This window comes from Propionivibrio sp., from assembly GCF_049316945.1.
Lineage (GTDB): Bacteria > Pseudomonadota > Gammaproteobacteria > Burkholderiales > Rhodocyclaceae > Propionivibrio.
Map to the genome: position 1 here is coordinate 1 of NZ_JBMOJE010000106.1, position 17,301 is coordinate 17,301.

The 17,301-nt window shown below is 55.0% G+C and carries 9 protein-coding genes; all 9 read right to left on the reverse strand.

Features of this window, described 5'->3' with window-relative positions; genetic code table 11:
• A partial coding sequence (locus tag ACOYNV_RS19705) for an RNaseH domain-containing protein (protein ID WP_422901517.1) occupies positions 1–6,074 on the reverse strand: 6,074 nt, incomplete at its 3' end.
• Between the two features lie 10 nt (positions 6,075–6,084).
• Complete coding sequence (locus ACOYNV_RS19710) at positions 6,085–9,399, reverse strand: hypothetical protein (RefSeq protein WP_422901518.1); 3,315 nt, start codon at positions 9,397–9,399, stop codon at positions 6,085–6,087.
• Between the two features lie 3 nt (positions 9,400–9,402).
• Positions 9,403–10,725 carry a hypothetical protein gene (locus tag ACOYNV_RS19715; protein ID WP_422901519.1) on the reverse strand — a complete coding sequence of 441 codons (1,323 nt, stop codon included), beginning with the start codon at positions 10,723–10,725 and terminating at the stop codon, positions 9,403–9,405.
• Between the two features lie 275 nt (positions 10,726–11,000).
• On the reverse strand, positions 11,001–11,348 hold the full coding sequence (locus ACOYNV_RS19720) for a hypothetical protein (RefSeq protein ID WP_422901520.1): 348 nt from the start codon (positions 11,346–11,348) through the stop codon (positions 11,001–11,003).
• 11 nt (positions 11,349–11,359) lie between these two features.
• Entirely contained in the window at positions 11,360–11,842 is a 483-nt protein-coding gene (locus tag ACOYNV_RS19725) for a hypothetical protein (protein WP_422901521.1), read from the reverse strand.
• Between the two features lie 446 nt (positions 11,843–12,288).
• The gene (xseB, locus tag ACOYNV_RS19730; protein ID WP_422901522.1) at positions 12,289–12,588 is read right to left on the reverse strand and encodes an exodeoxyribonuclease VII small subunit; all 300 of its coding nucleotides are present in this window, start codon (positions 12,586–12,588) and stop codon (positions 12,289–12,291) included.
• Positions 12,589–12,598: 10 nt separating this feature from the next.
• Positions 12,599–14,338, reverse strand: a complete 1,740-nt coding sequence (gene xseA, locus ACOYNV_RS19735; protein WP_422901523.1) for an exodeoxyribonuclease VII large subunit — start codon at positions 14,336–14,338, stop codon at positions 12,599–12,601.
• Positions 14,339–15,024: 686 nt separating this feature from the next.
• Positions 15,025–15,771: a hypothetical protein gene (locus tag ACOYNV_RS19740; protein ID WP_422901524.1), complete on the reverse strand. Its 747-nt coding sequence runs from the start codon at positions 15,769–15,771 to the stop codon at positions 15,025–15,027.
• A 112-nt stretch (positions 15,772–15,883) separates the two neighbouring features.
• Positions 15,884–16,195, reverse strand: coding sequence for an integration host factor subunit beta (locus ACOYNV_RS19745; protein WP_422901525.1), 312 nt, complete (start codon positions 16,193–16,195; stop codon positions 15,884–15,886).
• Positions 16,196–17,301: the final 1,106 nt, after the last annotated feature.

Genomic DNA, 17,301 nt, shown 5'->3' on the forward strand with positions numbered 1-17,301 from the left:
CGGTTATGCCCAATCGGGATGGCGAAAAAGGGGAAGTTATTTCGTAGGCGTTCCTTAGGCAAGAAACTTTCAATTGCAAACGCGGGTAGAAATCGGCGTTCTTCAACATGATATTTCAGCGCATCAATAAGCAACGGCTGCAGATCGGCCTCGACCATGCCGCGGTCGTTCGTCAAATCATCTTGCATCAGGTCATTGATTGACTGGATGACATCCTCGGCGGAGCACAGCGCGCTGACCCCTGTCTCTTCCGACGCACTCATGGAGGGCATGAACTCTTTGTCCATCGGCAGCTGAATCAAAAGTCGTTGCTGGGGTTCCGGAACACAATAGGCCGGCGGAGTCTCGTCGAACAATCGCAAGACGGCATTGAAAACAACCAGTGCGGTCTGGGCATAGATGCAATCAAGAACGTGCTCTGGACGGAATCCATTAAGATCGTTGATTGCTGCGGTCAAGCAAGAATGAAGGGAGTCGAGGAAGGCTTGGTCATTGCGGTCAAGCGCGGTTTTCTCATTGATGCGTCCGTCTACATGCTGTAAATACGCTTCGACGAACCGGTGCGTTGTCGTGATGTTTTCGCAGGCAAATGTGTGGAAACGGCCATCCGGCTTCGATTTTTCACCAATTTTTTTGAACGATTCCGCCACCGTTACTGCAGGCTTTTCAAATTTCCTCCGCGCAGCGTCGTACGCTTGCCGAAGGTGTTTTACGTCGCCTTTGGCGATCCACGTCAGGCATTGTCCAATGGCGTGACGTGGCCCGTAAATATCGTCGTGCATCCGGCTGAACCCATGGTGGTTCCAGCTCGAGTGGATGCTATGGTCTTTCTTCCAATTGAGCGCCCGGTCGCTGTAGCGCTGCAACTCAGCTTCAACGGCCAGTTTGTCCCCGACACGTGATACCGAGAATTTGTCCCGCGTCAGAATGATGCCTTTGTTGTCCATTGAGCCAATGTGGGCGACCAGCGTGGAAAGACCATGCAGGCCGGTCAAGGGCTGTTGAATCCGGTCAATCACCGTCCATCGGATATCCGTATCGGCGGATTGCGCCGAGAAGATCATGCTCACAAGGCTTCCCGCCAACACGCCAATCGACCAACCGATGTTGCCGGAGAACGCGTCAGCGTCCATGGTGGTCGTTTTTTGCAGACGTTCGCGAAGGTCCTGGTCCAGCCTGGTATCGACGGCGAAACGGCAATCGATCGAACCCATCGCGTCGCACAGGGCGTTGAGAATAATCGCATGGGAATCGATTTTCGCATCGGCGAACGCGACTTTAATGGCGTTTACGTAGACCGACGCCAATGAATAGTGCCGTCGATCGATGATCTCAAGAAGTCGTTCGAGCGCTTGCGAAACTTCAACCTTTCGCGATTGCACGACAGTGGCTTTAACCTGTTCCGTAACGGTAGCCGGGGGCGCGACGGTCGCCGGCGTGCCATTCTGAACCGGACGAGCTGCCACGACGACGTCCGGCACCACGCCTGACAGCGGGACAGTGGCTTCAATTTCAGGCGTTACAGCGTCCTCCACGGCGGGAACAACGGCCTCAGAGGGCGCGCAGGTGACATCAGGGGACACCAAGGTGTCCGGTATGAGCTCTGCCTGAACTGCCGGGGCAACTTCTTCCGGCGTCGGTGCTTGGGTTGATGGTGCGGCGTCCGGGGCGACATCCGTCGAGTCATCGTGGCGATCGGGTGGCGTGTCATCAGGCGGCGGGCTGTCGCTAATGCAACAGAAGAACACGGAGGACATTAGGGCGTTGCTGAGGCCGGCGAATCGTTCGCTCATGGTTGAAAGCAACGCGCCTTCTTCCCGATTGCGACGACTGCGTTCGGCCATTGACGCTGTTGCCGGAAGTTGGGTCTCGTAAAACCCTTCAAGCAAGCTTTTCTGCTCACCAACCAAGGCGATCCAGTCGGAGAGGGTTTTCATTTCGTCCGCTGCAGCGTCAAGGGTGTCGGCGAGTGCCGGTAAGTACACCACGGGGCCAATCGCTGATTCCTCGTCGAGCGTGCCGATCGATGCGATGATTTCTACCGCTCGAGACTGTAACGCGGCTTCTCTTTGTTTTAACGACGTCTCCGCTTCTGCCTTTTGCCGCTGCGCTTCATCCAGAAGGCGTAACGAATCGAGCAGTGCGCTGATGTCCTCAATGGTTTTACTGAAGCCATCGGCCCCTGGGTTAATGGCATCAATGAGTGCGTGCAGATCCGATTTCATGAGCATGACAGAATCCGTTTCCAAGGGTTCGGCGGGGGCTGTGGCTAATATGGGGGGCGCTACAGGGGCGATTTCGTCCGCACGCTCCGTTGGCGGCACAAACGTGCTGACCTTGTGGATGGGTGCGAACTGACCGGGGCGGATGGAATTTCGCTGTTCAAAAGCCTCATCGCAAGCGGCTGCGCAATCCAGGTAGTAATGGAGTGCCGCTTCTGTTTTGCTACCAAGGATTTCGGTGACGTTGCTGAGAATGGATTCGGCACAGCCGAAACTCGGCGTTTGCGCGGCGGCAAAGATGAGCCACGCCAGTGTGGCATCGTCTTTTTCGGCGATGGCTTTTTGCGTTACGGCCGTCAGATCCAGATTTGGCGAGCCATCCCGCGTACGGACAGCGACTTTCTCATCACTAACGGCGTTGTATCGGACAACCGCCTCGAATACTTTTGGGACGATTATTTCCCGGCCGAATATCATGATGGGGTTAATCAGATAGGCGCCTTGCGGATGTGCGAGATGTCCTGCAAGCCAGTCGAGGAATGCGTCGTTACTCGGACAGGGCTTAGTTTTTGCGACGTAACCAAATTCACGGAGTTGTTTCCACGCCCGTGAGATACGCTTCTTGAGCGCAGGGTCGTATTTTCCAAAGAGCCCTTTAAGCTTAACGAAGTAGGGCACATCCACATGAATATGGATTTCATTTCGTAACATGGCCTCGAACATCAATCGGCACTTGGGGTCCTGAGGCGGATAAAAGCTAAGCATCTGTACCCGTCTTGCCCGGGCAAGAAGTCCTTCGTCGGCGCCCATGACATCCTCGGACCGGATCGCTTCAGAGGGGGGCGGTAACTCGTCAATATCGGGCTCAGATTCCGGCGCTGTCTCAGAAAATTCAATCTCAACCTGTCTCAGAGGCGCGTAACTGGCTACCTTTTGCTCGACAATCTCGGTCACCATTTGCATCAACGGGGTAGCTGCGATCGACGTTTCGGAAGGCTCACTGAGATCGTCGGCTTCGACGGGCTCGACACCGTTGCTGTCGTCATCCGAAACGGGGTATTTAATGATGTAGTCGTCGATTTTTCGCTGGAAGAAAAGGGGAGCTGGAAGCAAAGTCCATTCGTCATAGTGGGCATAACCCAGGCGGAGCCCCATAGCGAGCGACGCTACGACATCCGGGGTGACCCCCTTCGGGGTGGTCATGACCGTGATATCCATGGTCGATGGCAACGAGGCGTCCATATCGGCCGGGTCAAAGGTCACCTTGTCGAACACGCCCTTTTTGCTCTCTTCCGGACGGGTCATGCGGACGGTCGCGCGATAGCACGATTTCCCGCGTTTCACCTGGGATGTTTTGCGGTAACTCATGACGCCGATGAAATGGCTATGATTGCGCGCCGTCGGGGCTGGGTTAATCTCGATGAGTTGCTTGACGGTGGTGGCATACTCGTCCGTAAAGAACTCACCGGTCGCGATGCGCGAGTTTTCGTCACGCCATCCCTCGTAGACGGTTTTACTCCAGCCGCGCAGGGCCATTGGCGCTGCCCATCCGTAACGCAAACGGACAAACGACATCAAGGGGAAAGCAGTTGCCATGTCCAGGTGCCCGATTTTCGGCGTGCCTGACGCGGTCAGATTGACATCATTGATTCCACGCCAAAGCCCCCGCGTCGTTTCCCAATCAATGAACACGACGGCGCGCGGATCGTCGGTCTGGATGTCGGAAAAGGCCTTTGTGGTCACCCCTTCAAACTCCTGACGAAGCCACTTTTCATCGCCTTGGATCTGCCGTTGGGTGCCCAGCCAGATAAGTCCGGAGGAGAGCTTCATCCAGGGCGAACGCTGCGTGCGGTTGTTCTCTTGATAGCAAAAGCTGATTTCGGTCACCCCCGACTCAATCATGAGGCGCGAGTAAATCACCATGCAGACGGCTTGCTCTCCTGAGAATCGTTGCGCTTTCTTCCGCAAGGCCTGGATGCCGTAGATGGCCTTGGGGCGATTCGCCTCAGCGAGTTTTCCGTCGACAAACTCCTTGGTGCCAATAACGTAGCCGGAATGAGCCAGCAGGACGTCCATCATTGCGCTTTGAACGCGATGGATAAATGACTGGTTTGCCTTGGCAATTCGGGCGTCCGTGCCGGCAGCCTCAATGGGGAGAACATGGTGGACGCTGGCGCCGGCGATGGAACACATAGCATGAATGGCAGCCCGTCGATTGACACTATCCTCAGGCCGTCCTTGAACGTCCTTGGCAGCACAGATCAAAACAAATTTCGGCCCATCGTATTCCGAGATAGCCGCCGGGAGCTCGCTTTTCTTCCATGCGTCGACGCGCAAGGCAAATCGAGGCCGGGTCTTGAAATCCTTACCGGGAAGATTGGCCTTCAGCCCATGGACGTCCGCCGGCAGCGGGTCCTTTTGAGTAATAACCGCATCGCCAAAGAGAAACTCGGAGGTCTTCGCAATAAACTCCTGTTCCTGCGATGTTCCACCAACAATCCAGAGGCAGGGTTTTTTGTCGCCGTGGACCGCGCTCAAGACGCGGATGCACTGTTCCCTGAACTTGGCCACTTCTTGCCGTTCGCCGGCACCCGTCTCAACCTCTTCGAGGATTTCGACATCTTCCTCCTCGGTGTCGTCGAGATCCTCCAGGGCAATACCGGCCGCCCCAAAATCGGCGGATTTGAGCATGGCTGAAAGCGGTCTGCTATTCAACGAGAGCGGGCACGGCAGAAACGGAACGTCGCTATCGATAATTCCGACAAGGAGTGGCTCGACGGTTGACAGAAGCTCAATTTCATCACCTTCCAAAACGGTGTGCGGGGCAACGCGATTGAAAAGCCGAGTTGTCTGGGGCAGTCCTGCCCACCACTGACCGTCGGTGTAAGCCACGTTATTAATGACCCCGTCGAGCGTTGGTGGCAAGGTCCATGCCGACTCCCGATTAAGCGAGGCGTACTCGTCGTTGAATTCCCAAGTCCACCCGTCGTCGTTTTTTGAAAGTCCGATGGTTACGGGAATGCTTGATCGGTTTGGGGCGATCACATAAGCGGTGGCCCGTTTTCCCGTATTGCCGCCGGAAGGCTTGCGCTCAGACCACACGCGCTTTGCGGCAGCTACGCTCAGGTAGACATCGGTGCTGTACGGGACGGTGCTGATGGTGACCTTGGCCACCATTGAAAACATCACGTTTCCTTTGGCCGATGACCGACGTGGTGGCGTCATTAATTCGGTCGTATTCGAGGTGGCGAACTCAGAAAGAATCAGCTCGCAGGGGCCCATCCCTGAGAAAAGCGTCTCGCCCGCAAGGCGATCGCCGACCAGGCGAGCAATCAACGCGAAGTCGGGGCCCTTGTTTTCGCCCTCTCGTAACGATCGACTGGAACCGGTCACGGCGACATGCTCCGGAATGGTCGCCTTCTTGACGCGCACCGCGATCTCATCAAGCCCTTCGGTTTTGGCCCAGGCTTCGAGCGTATCCATGCACCAATAGCGAATTTGCTCACAAACCTGAGCGATCACAAAGTCATCACTTTCAGGGGGTCGGTACATTTCGATCGCAGCCACCGAGGGCCGGCCCGAATCGCACCCCAAGTTCCGATCGACCGAAATTACGCCGTCAATGGCAGTTTGTAACATGATCCTCAAGGAGGAGATGGGCAGGTTTTTCTTGGTCTGACTGGCGGCGTCGGTCAAATCAGAAAGGGCTGAAAGCAAGCCTCCGGTGAAGCGGATACTAACCACGTCAATGCTGGTGGTAAGCCAATTTCGGTTGATACGCCGTGCAATCAGCACGGGGTCAATAGTCCGCTTGCTCTTGCGCGTCCAGACGATTTTTGTGTCGGATGACATGTGCTGTTCCTTAGATTTTCTGGAGGTTTTCAATGCTCGACAAGGGGATTGCAAACGACGTATAGAGGTTGTCGTAACATTCACGCAAGACGGGGTTCGGGTGGTTCAGGCAATGCGCCAAAATCTCCTGCATCATCACCAGCATGGATGTGCGGGACGTATCTTTCGTGCCGGCGGCCGAGCAGGGTGCCCAGGCGGCATCCACAAAATAGACAAATGAGGGGCAGTCGCCGCGCATGGTGCGCCCAATGGTCTGCAGAATAATGATCATCTGATCGGCGACAAACGGCTCAGCGTATTTACCCAGCCGGGAGGCGACCAACGGCATTCGCAACATGGTTTTGGCCTCAAAGACGGCTTCCGACCGGGCAATCTTCAATCCTTCAAGGGCCTCGCTAGGCGACGCAAAGCTCAATCGGTCAAAGGCTTCGGATCGGCGGCCAACAAGCCCTTGAATGAGGCCCAAGTCATCTTGACGGGGGTGTGGCCGCGTCAGGAAGAACAGCGAACCGATCATGGCCTTGTCCTTGCGCGATCCATATCGATAGACGATATTGACGCCGCGGCCGATCGCGTTCATCGGAAAAATAAGGATGTCCCACCCGTTGTCGTCGCCCAGGCTTTCTACATTCGCAGCCGTTACGGCGCTTTCGTGGGCGCTTTCCGTGCCGGAACGTCTCAGGTAGCGAACCCGTCCGCGCCACTCGCTGTGATGCGACTGTATATGCGCAAACAGCATTTCGCTTTGCTCATAACTGTTCACCACCAGTCCTATTTTTCGTCCTACACCGTCCACGACGTCATTCCCGTGCAAGGCCGTTGCGGCGCGTGACAGCGTTCCGCCTTCGAGAAGTCTGTCGGCCATGGCTTTCAACACCCGTTCCCGCTGCGAGATCCGCGTACCGCTGAAGCGAAGGGTTTGCGTCGGTTGGTCGGGGTCGCTCAGTGGCGTGAATTCGTAATGTGATTCCTTCCATCCCTGCCCGGCGTTCGGGCGCCGCAAGACATAGTGCGGGCCGACATTGACGTGAAAGCGTGGGCTCGGCTCCAGCAAGGACGTTGCGCTAGTGAGCAGGAACGCCGCGCCGTGACCATTTTCCTGCCCGAGCTCGTGCATTCGCTGAAACAGGCGTCGCGGCACGCCCTGTATCCCGATGTGCGTGATGTTGATGTTGCCTTCTTCGCTTTCGGTATAGCGGATACCGCTCAATTTCCCGGTCAGGGATTCGGGAAGGATCGCCAGTTGATCGCGGGACGGTCGCGACTCAAAGACGTTGTCGCTCACCAGATCCATCGAGTTCAATAGGCGCAGGTGTGGCGCCAGTCCGAAATGTTGCAGAACGACCATGGAGACGGTCGTAAGCAGTGCGCTGTAGTCCAGTAACTCGACATCACCCGTGGTTGCGGGAAATCCGGGGATGCGTTTCAGGATGTCGGCAATCTTGATGATGGCCTCATGGTCGCCGTCGCGATCCCAAAACTCGATTGCCGCAAGCAGTCGGTTATAGAGATCGGTCACCTCATCCACAGCAAGCCCCATCAAACCGGCAACTTCAGGAAGTTCTCGGGCAAGGTCGGTGATCTCTTCGTCATCATCTTTGATCGACGGGCGGAAGGCCACGGGTTTGACCGCAGCATCCCACAGCCGCTCGACCCCATGACGCGCTTTGGCGTGGGTCTCCAATTCCTCTTCGTCGCCCTTATCGCCCCCATAGGGAAACATGTCGGCAATGATGGACAGTGAGGTCAGCAGTTTGCTTTGGTATTCCTTCCGAAACCTTGGGTTGAGGTGCTGGATCCGTGCCGACAGGCGATTGGTGGCTTGCCCAAACCGTCCGGTCATTTCGATCAGGCTGGGCATGTCTTTCCCGGCGACAAAGGCGTTTCGGCCCCGGGCAATCGGCTCATGCAAATCCCGAATCAGCGTGGCCCACAACGCATCTTCGTCGCCATACAACTTCATCATGGGGGTGCCACGGGCGTCGAGATCCGATTGCGTCCCGTCGCACTCATCCACGACCACGAGATCAAACGTTCTCGCAATGAATTCAAAATGCTTGGCATCAAATCCGGCGAACAGCGGCGAGACCGAGCGATCCATCGACAGCACATGCCCCGCCCAGATGTTGGCCGTAATGAGCTCGCGCTCAGACTCCTGCCGTGCACAACACCCCGCCAGAGCACATCGACGTGTCTGCGGTTTACCGTTTGCGACGGTACGCTGCATCAAGTCATTGCACGGGGGCCTGCCGTGCGGAAAGGCTTCATCTTCTTCGCTGGCAAACCCGGCGAGCGCGCAGTTCGTTGCGAAGAACCGGGAGGAACGTCGGGTGGCGCCAAATCCATTGTTCTCTTTCGCCACGGCGGTCGAGAAACTGAGAATATGTTTTGTGCGGGCGCTATCGCCCTGACCTGACAATAACGCTGACGGAATCTGGTATCGCTCGAGGGTTTCGATAAACCCCGTTGCTACCTCGATGGAAGGGAACAGGAAACAGACCCGATTCCCGCGATCGGAGAGGCAGGCGGCGAGGAGATAGAGCAAAGTGGTTTTTCCTGCGCCCGGCAGCCCGATCAGATGCTTGAGTCCCACAAGATCAATCCCGTCGGCCGGCACGAGACCGTCATGTGAGGCTGAAAGGAAAACGGCCGTGGGCACTCCGTTCGAATCATGCAGGCGGTGAAACCAGCTTCGCGTGCCGGGCACTTGCTGGCCGCTGGACTCATCGAGGGCGTCGAAGCGATCCGCCGTGGCGATCAGGTCATTCCAGCTCACAAACCCCGGGGGGGTGCCGATCCGGGTCATGTCATAAGCGGGAACTGGGGCGGGCAAGAACGGGAACGGTTCGATGTCACCGCGGTAGTCCTCGTTCTTGCGCTTGATGCTGGCGCGTAGCGAGGTGTCGTGAACCTCGGGCTGCGATCGCTCCCGCACAACTGGGCTGGTGGTCAAAAAACTAATAGCTTGGACGACATCCTCTGGCGTGACGCTACTCCACCGTCTTCGAATACTGAAGTCCTTATCGATCTCATAACGCTGATCAAACCCATCGGGATCGTCTTGCTCATCACGGTGACGATGATGGTTCTGGTATGCATCGACGACCAAACGCAGCTCGCGCCGTGTGGCTGGCGAAAATCCGCACAGGCGTAGGGTCTTGATGGCCTGCGCCACGTCGGGATGCAAGGCTGAGAGAATGGATTCAAACCCCGAAAGAAGGTTCGGGAGATCACGCAGGTTGTCGCCGCCCATCAGCTCGGAGGCTAGGATGCACAGGTAATTGAGCCGGTTGGCGCTACGGTAGGGGGTGAGTTGGGCGCGCATGGGCTAAGCTTCTTTGGGTGCAAATTTGGAGGCGTCGCTGAGCGACAGACAGCGGATTCTCGAGGCCCCTTCTGCCATGGCGCCGACCAATCGATTCATATACAGCGGCGTTGAGGCGATCAGCCAGTCAGGGATGACGAGCCATTTCTTTTCGTAAAAGGCGAGGCCGCCCAACCCTCGTCTAAACTTCGCTCCCAGTATCTCGGGCGAGACATACGTCTTCATGTCCATACCGATGCGCCCCATCGCAATATCAACACGATCCCGGTGGGGATAGAGCAGGGGGGCTGCCCCTTTCTTTTTCAGGCAATCGAATAGCAGGATCTCGTCAATCCCCGGCTCAACCCAGTATTGGCGAATGCCGCGCGTCACGCGACGTGCTTCGGCGACCGGGATCACGGCTCCCGCTTCCGCCGGGCGGGAGGATGAGCAGGCCACGGACGGGCACGTCATCCCACCGCCGCCAACGCGCTTCATTAGGCTATTGCAGTGGGCACAAAGCGTCACGGCATCACCACAAGCCTGTGCGCGGGGGACGGGTTCGTAGTATTCGTACTGGATGGCCATCCAAATGGCCGAGGGAATCATCCGCCCAGCTTCAAAGAGCTGCTTTTCGGTGGTCACCGGGTTGCGCACCACAAACTCACGGATGGCGGTGTAATAATCATCACCGGAAACGGTGGGCACCTTGGATAAAGCCTCCATCAGTTTCGAAAAAAGTGCTTCTTCGATATGGGCGGTAACGGTCGTGAATTCGGAGGCAAGTTCTTCGGCTTCCGGGGTGGGGATGCCGTATTGCGCATTGATTAAGGAAGTGGTTCCGTACCCCGCCTCCATTACTTCCGCGATGGGAAGCCATTCACAGAAGGGTTTGGAGCAGAGATGGAGAAGCTCATGGATTTCGCCACCGTGGTCTTTGAGCCCATTGACCAGGCAGGCGCGGGACACCATTGCCATGATTTTTCGTTCGTCTTCTGACAACCCATTGCGACTTCCCCGGCGCCGGTCGGTACCGGTGATCATTTGCTTGTCGATGAGCGAGATTCTTGCCTGCGACAGGACCAGCGCTGCGAGGGCTGGGATCAGGGACGACGAATGGCGAAGCGTATTGACGGGGCGGGCCAGCAAAGATTCGATGGCTTGCCGCACCACACCGGGCATCGGGCGGTAATCAGCGGAGCTTTCGGGCATGCGGTAGGTCTTTAGGGCGCGAGGTTCTACGCCCGCCATCACCGACAACTCGTCCCAAGTCATCTTCCCCGCGCGAGATTCGAGCGTTTTCTTCGCAAGAGCAAGAAACTCTTTTTGGCTTTTTATCGTTTTCATGGTACGCAGAGCGTCCTGTGAAGTAATGAAACACAGACTAGATGCGTATGCTATGCGTACCAATATTTAGTGTCAATGCCGTTTGGCATGAGTTTGCGTCTTTTTTGTGCTACGGCTTGGGATGTTGCTCAAACAAGACACGTAATCGCCACCCGTTCACTGTGGAATGACATCTCGGCGGACTTCAAAGCATCGTTGATTGTTAGTGCGGCTGCCATGTGAGTGTCGGAATGCTGCTGGTCGTATTACTGATCAGGGCTGAATCGCCGTCGTCATCAGTGCATCAGGCCTTTTTGGGCCAAGTTGTCGCTGCTTTCCACATCGATCAGCATATTGATCACGGGATCAAGCAAGGCATCGCTAATCCATAAGTCGAAATTTACTTCGTCCTCATCAATTCGCCCCAATTCTTCTGCATCGGCAATTTCGTTATAAGCATCTCTCTTCAAATTATCGTCGATGTAGGGAAGGATATTCTTAATGTGGTCGAGCATCTGCCCTGCAATTGCCCCGTCTAGCATGCCGTGGCCAGGATCCCATGACGCACGCGCACGCCTGACTAAATCTGGGTTAAGCACTTCAAGCCTCGCGCATAACGCCATGGTAAGTTCGTAGAGTCTCATCAAGAACTTCTTTAGTTTTGGTTACCCATCTTGGGCTGCGCCCTGCTGGTAAATGGAAGAGGTGGTTTCACGTAGTAGTCGGCTTCAGCTAGGCACCGAGCGTTCTCTATATCCATATAAGTCTCAGTTGCTTCTTCGCCGATCGCTTGTCGGTAAACGGTTTCCCAGCGATCGAATGTCTTCCGAAAATCTTGATCGGCAGCGCCCGTAGGATTCGTGCGATAAGTCCATATTGCCCGTGCCGCGTCAGCTGTTGCGCCTCGAAGATGCTCGGGAGCATCACGGGCATCGAGCAGGTCCAGCTCGAGGTGGTTGATGGCGCGCTCAATGTAGCTTTCTACTGAGCCTAAATGTTCGACATCGATGAGGAAGATGTTGAGCAAGAGATCGGCTCGCGCAGACGCGGCCTCCATCTTCAAGCGCGACTGTACGACCGTGAGTAATAGTTCTTGATACAGATTCAGATTATTCATGTCCAATGGGGAATTTTGCATATTTTCTAATCCTTAGAATCCATTCGGCCTTCCTTCATATACGCCAATCTGTCCGTCCTGAAGCTTGATTTGGCGGCAAGGGCGTCTAAGAGCGTCAGTGTAACGGCTGGGCGACGACAGGCTGCTGCCACTTGTTTTCTTGGGCGGGTGGCTACCTGAAGAAGCGGGCGTTGCCACCGTTGGCTCGGATGGACAGTCTGGCACTTTGTCGATTCCAGTAAGCGCTTTCAGTTGCTCCCAACTCGTTGACGGGCAACTCCCCTGTTTCTCGGCTGGCATACACCACGACCGATAAGTGTTGGTTTCCTGAGTTGCCAAGCACTGCTTGAAATCCTTAATCCCAAGATACTTTGGAGGCAGCGCAGCAGAACTACTAATGGCTACGGAAGCGAACATCAGACCCACGATGGTAAGGAGCGGATTTTTCAGCATGGTTTGACCTCGTATCAGAACGGCAAGTCGTCTTCACTATCAAGGTTCGCAGGGTGATTCGGATGCTGCTCCGGCGAATCATATTCAGAAGCGTCTGACGGTGCAGCGGCCGACGACTCAACTCCTACATTCCCTAGTGCCTGTTCCAGCGCCTTCTCGACAGCATCGATACGGTCCTTGCACACTTTATAGGCGCCCACGGACTCGGTGACGATGTTCAGCAGGTCGTCAATGTTCGGTTCCTGCTGATTGCGCAGCGTTTCGGCGTGGCGTTGTAGGACGCCATAGGCTTCTCGAAATGGTGTTGCAGTCATACGTTCCCTCTTAATGCTCGGTGACCAGGGCGCCGACACGGCCATCCCTGAATTGAATTTCTATTGGATTACCCGGCAAAACCAGAGCCCTGCTGGTGATTGGCTGCCCCTCAGCATTCCGGACTATGGCAAAGCCTCGCCCAAGGGTTTTCTCAGGCCCCTGCCCTGCAATTTCGCGGAACAAACCCGTAGAATTTGCAGAAGCATCAACTAATGTGCGCTTGGCGAACTGACCAATGGCACGAAGGCTCTCGTCGGCCGCCTCGTGGCTCCGACGAATATCCAGCACCGTACGGTCGCGCACGGCTTCGAGCTTTGAAGTTGTCAGCACTCGGGCAGTTTTCACGGCTGCGTGCGCTTCCGAGCGAATCTCTGCGAACAACGCAGGTACGTCGCGCTTCGCAATCGATAGCAGTTGATGTGTGTCATGCCTGACCTCGGTCATCAAATTTCGCGTTTGGCTCGAGGCATCGTGGAGCGTTTGGATAGCCTCCAAACGAATACTCCCAACAAGTTCCACCGTTTCCTGTCTGGCCAGAGCGAGATGCCGAACAGCACCCGCGCGCACTGTCACATGGATATTTTCAAGTTGGCCACGAGCTATGTTGAGCGCACGATGAGCGGCTGACGTCATCAACTCGAAGTTATCTTTGGCTTCCTGGACACGTTTTTTGATGACCTGCTCGATGCCTGCCGCCACTTTACTCGGCGTGTCGAACCTCGTGTTCGCCACCTCATCGAGAATGGTGCTGTCGCGTTCATGGCCGATGCCAGTCAGTACCGGCACGGGCAGTTCGCAGATGACGCGTGCGAGGGCATAATCGTTCAGCCAGGCCAGGTCGTTCACGGCACCACCACCCCGGATGATAACGACCGCATCAGGCCCAGCCACCCCCGAGCCCCTCCAATTTTCTAGCCCAGATAGAATTGCATCCAGAATTTCGGCGGCGGCTCCTTCACCTTGAAAACGGCTAGCGGCATAGACAAATCGGCAGATACCAAATTGCTCGAGCCGCTTGGCCTCAGCCTGGAAATCACCCAAGCCTGCCGCTCCCTGAGGTGCAATGACCAGAATCGCGGTGTAATCCCACGGGGCCGGTAGTTTTTTGTTGGCATCAAAAATCCCCTCCTGCTGCAGCCTGATCCGGATTTCGCGTTTCCGGGCCTCGAGGTCGCCCAGCGTGTAGTCGGGGTCGATGGCGTCGACGTCGAGGCTGAAGCCGTATTGGGGTTTGTAGACCGGCCTCGCGCGAACCAGCAACTTGATGCCAGGAGCGATGCTGGCGCCAGTAGCTTTTTCAAACTGCGGCAGAATTTTGTTGGCAGTGGTCGCCCAGATAGTTGCGTTGGCCTTTGCCAGGACGCTTCCGTTGGCGTCTCGCTCTGAAACCTCGAGGTAGACATGGCCGCCATTTGTCCTAGCCTGAACGACCTCGACCAGGGGCCACACCCCAGAGTTGAATGCTTGAGCAACGGCCTGCGATACTCCTCCCAGCAATTGCGAGAGTGAGATGCCCTTGCTCTGCAGAGCCACTTCTTTGGTGGTCGAAGGGGTAATTGGCGCAAGCTCTGGTGAGGCTGACTGCTTGGGCACTCCACCGCTGATGCCGGCCGGGAGCCAAGCTTTGAATGCAACCAAGTCCAAGCCATCTGGGGCGTACCATTTTTTGGCAACAGAATCCCATCTTGCGCCTAGTGATTTAACTTTGTCCTTTTCTTTGAAATCAACAGTGAGATAGGTTTGAGCCATTTAATGATTATCTCGCACAACGAAGTAAGTAGTCATTGACTGAGCCAAATCCAACCACACTGGGAGAATCTTAACGGTGCTTCTTGAGGTTACGGAACATCCCTTGCCCTTATCCATCATCTCAAGCATCCGGGTGCCATGGCTGTCTGCTTCTTCCTGTATTGAGACACGCATTTTACGTTCCAATAGCAGGAATACCATGCACCGTGGCGTATCTCTGAGCAACACGGACGTGCTTAAAAATGTAGCAGATGTTAAGGAAACACATTAACTTGCGAGAGCAAGACCATCATCCCTTGGACGGACTTTGACTTGTCCACATTTTCTGTGGATAACTCTGTGGGAATCCCATAAAAGAATGGGCCAACCCCCCGAAAACAAAGGGTTCAGTTACGTTGCGGTTTTGTTAAGCTTATTACTAACCTGTTGTTTTATAGGTAACAATTTAATTTTCAGCTTACTTAATTAGCTAACACCTTGTTGCAATGCAATAAATTACTCCAACCTTGGTATTTGTGAATAAGTCAAGTATTGAAAAGCGCCATTTTTACAATCCAGCGATAATTTATGTCGGATAGTTGCGGCGCCTCGACAAAAAAACCGTTTAGCGATGACAGCATCAGACTGCCTTACGCGGACAGACTGCCATTCAATACCACGATAAATTCTGACACACTCGCTTAAGGTTACTGCTCCCTTATTCCTAGGTTTCCATCTCCAGCAGATAGTGGCTTGGAGAAGCCGACTTGATCGCCCGCCAAGCTGCCTTTGCGTGCAGCCATCTGATCGCGCACCTCAATTCTTGAGCTCCTGTATTTCGGGGTGCCGAACTCCACATTGCGCTGGGTGAGTTTGTCGGTGACGAGAATGAGCGCTGTTCCAACTCCCTGTGTACTTGCAGCAGTGGCGAATTCCACATCCCGCTCACGTCGCAACTCCATCATTCGGAATGACAGTCGCCCCGCCATTGCCTTCCGAAAATCTTCTGATTCGATCCGACCCCATTCAGGATGGTCTTTACGTGTGAGTATCAAGGCTGACCAAACGCTACCTTTGAGGTAACCCGCCAGCCACTGAGCAAACAGGGTGTCAGCACGATCACCATAGAATCCGACACCATAGCCATGGGCGGCGTCGTAGTGCAAACGGACGATGGTATCCGTGAAGTTAGCCACGCCTGTGCTTACAACCTGAAACCACTTTGGACAGCTTTTGGCGGGGTTTTTCGGGGAACCATAGGCGTGGAAGGCGTCGGCCCAATCAAAATCTTTCGCAGCCACTGTACTGGCGATTTCCGCCTGTTCAATGCCGAACTTCCGGATTAGGGCTTCGGCCTGAATAAGGGCACGCTCGGCTTCGTTTCCATTCCCCCGACCATCCATAGCGACAGCCATCAGTTTTTGAGTTTTTCTTATTGCTTGGTCTTTATCCATCAGTTCTCAATGCTGTAATCACGCTGGTCAGCCCTATCCGGCATGGATAGTCTCCACGAAAATAGGATTAAGGCGACATCCCTTAACGAGAACGCGCACGACGCAGCGCACTTCAGGCGGCTCGCTGGAGTGGCTGGGGCTTGACCGACTGATCGACGCGTTCGCGCAACTCCAACCCTGCCTTGAAATGCGGAACACGCTTTTCTGGAACCAGCACTTTTTCACCTGTTTTTGGATTACGCCCCGTGCGTGGTGGGCGGTAGTTCAAACTGAAACTTCCGAAGCCACGTATCTCGACGCGATCACCGCGTACGAGTGACAGTCCGATGGCGTCGAGAATTTCCTTGACGGCGATTTCAACATCTTTGGGTGTGAGATGGGTGAAACGAAATGCGAGGGCAGCGATGAGGTGAGAGCGTGTCATGATGCGTATATTACCCCATGAAATCATGCTGTTGAATCGAAATCAACAATCACCCGCCCAAGAAGTCGCTTTTTCCGATGTCGACTCCGTTGTGGCGCAGGGTGAAGCGGTGCGTCACGAGTAAGTGGAAACAACCCTGAAGTGTCAGTCACGGTCTTAGTCGCGATGATGGTTGTCAAAGGCAGGTTTTTTGGCAGCCAACTTGACTTGATCGATAGGCGATATCGACCGGTCGGTGAGCTTTCTCCAGAGTGGCCATTCCACCAAACCCAAATTCTGCAAAATTAAACTTTACGAAGTGGCCGTCGGTAGCCTCACCCCACCACCCAAAACCGGTCGGTGACGATTTATCTCCAAACCGGTTGTTGATTAGTGCACATTCCACCCAAACCCACCACCCATTCCACTCCAATACCCTGCCAGCGATTCCAGTCCAAAGTCGGCCACCCAACTGATGTCCCGTCGATAAAGAATTCAGCAAGCGTATTAAGTATTTTCGACTATCTGGATTTTATTGACGAACGCCACAAATGCTGCGTCGCAGCAGATTGCAAATGGATAATCTATGTGGGATTTTTGGCCACTGACCGGAATCGACCCATAGCCGTCATTGGGGGAAAATGAAAGCGGACCGTCGCGGCGAACTCCAGAAACTGATAAGCAGCCGTTCAAAATGCAAAAGTTATATTTTGGAGCGAACGGCAGCTTCGCGGCCGAAAGCGGACGGTGAGTGTAAATTGATGGTGGGCACCTGACGGCCATAAGCCGCCGGTCGAGGTGACGATCCAAATTAAATATTCAGGACGTGCGGTGAGCCAGTTGAACGGCCGGTATTCGGCGAGCAAATTGACGGTTACACTGTCTCGACCCGGCCAAAAGCCGCCGGTGACGAATTTTCTCCAAACCGGCCGTTGATACTGTCGAGCCACCCGATAGCGCACATTGAACTTGGCACACTCAATTTACTTGGCTCACTTGCGCGGTGCATCGTGATCGGTCATAGCCAGCACTGAAACCGAGAAGTTTGAGCGACCGCTATCAGCGGGCAACCAAACGTGCCCTTTCGGCAGCGCTGCGTGAATTCTGCTGATGTTTATGTTATTGGC

Coding starts and splice junctions, on each gene's coding strand:
- ACOYNV_RS19710 (WP_422901518.1), bottom strand. CDS start 9,399: ATGCGCGCCCAACTCACCCCCTACCGTAGCGCCAACCGGCTCAATTAC.
- ACOYNV_RS19715 (WP_422901519.1), bottom strand. CDS start 10,725: ATGAAAACGATAAAAAGCCAAAAAGAGTTTCTTGCTCTTGCGAAGAAA.
- ACOYNV_RS19720 (WP_422901520.1), bottom strand. CDS start 11,348: ATGAGACTCTACGAACTTACCATGGCGTTATGCGCGAGGCTTGAAGTG.
- ACOYNV_RS19725 (WP_422901521.1), bottom strand. CDS start 11,842: ATGCAAAATTCCCCATTGGACATGAATAATCTGAATCTGTATCAAGAA.
- xseB (WP_422901522.1), bottom strand. CDS start 12,588: ATGACTGCAACACCATTTCGAGAAGCCTATGGCGTCCTACAACGCCAC.
- xseA (WP_422901523.1), bottom strand. CDS start 14,338: ATGGCTCAAACCTATCTCACTGTTGATTTCAAAGAAAAGGACAAAGTT.
- ACOYNV_RS19740 (WP_422901524.1), bottom strand. CDS start 15,771: ATGGATAAAGACCAAGCAATAAGAAAAACTCAAAAACTGATGGCTGTC.
- ACOYNV_RS19745 (WP_422901525.1), bottom strand. CDS start 16,195: ATGACACGCTCTCACCTCATCGCTGCCCTCGCATTTCGTTTCACCCAT.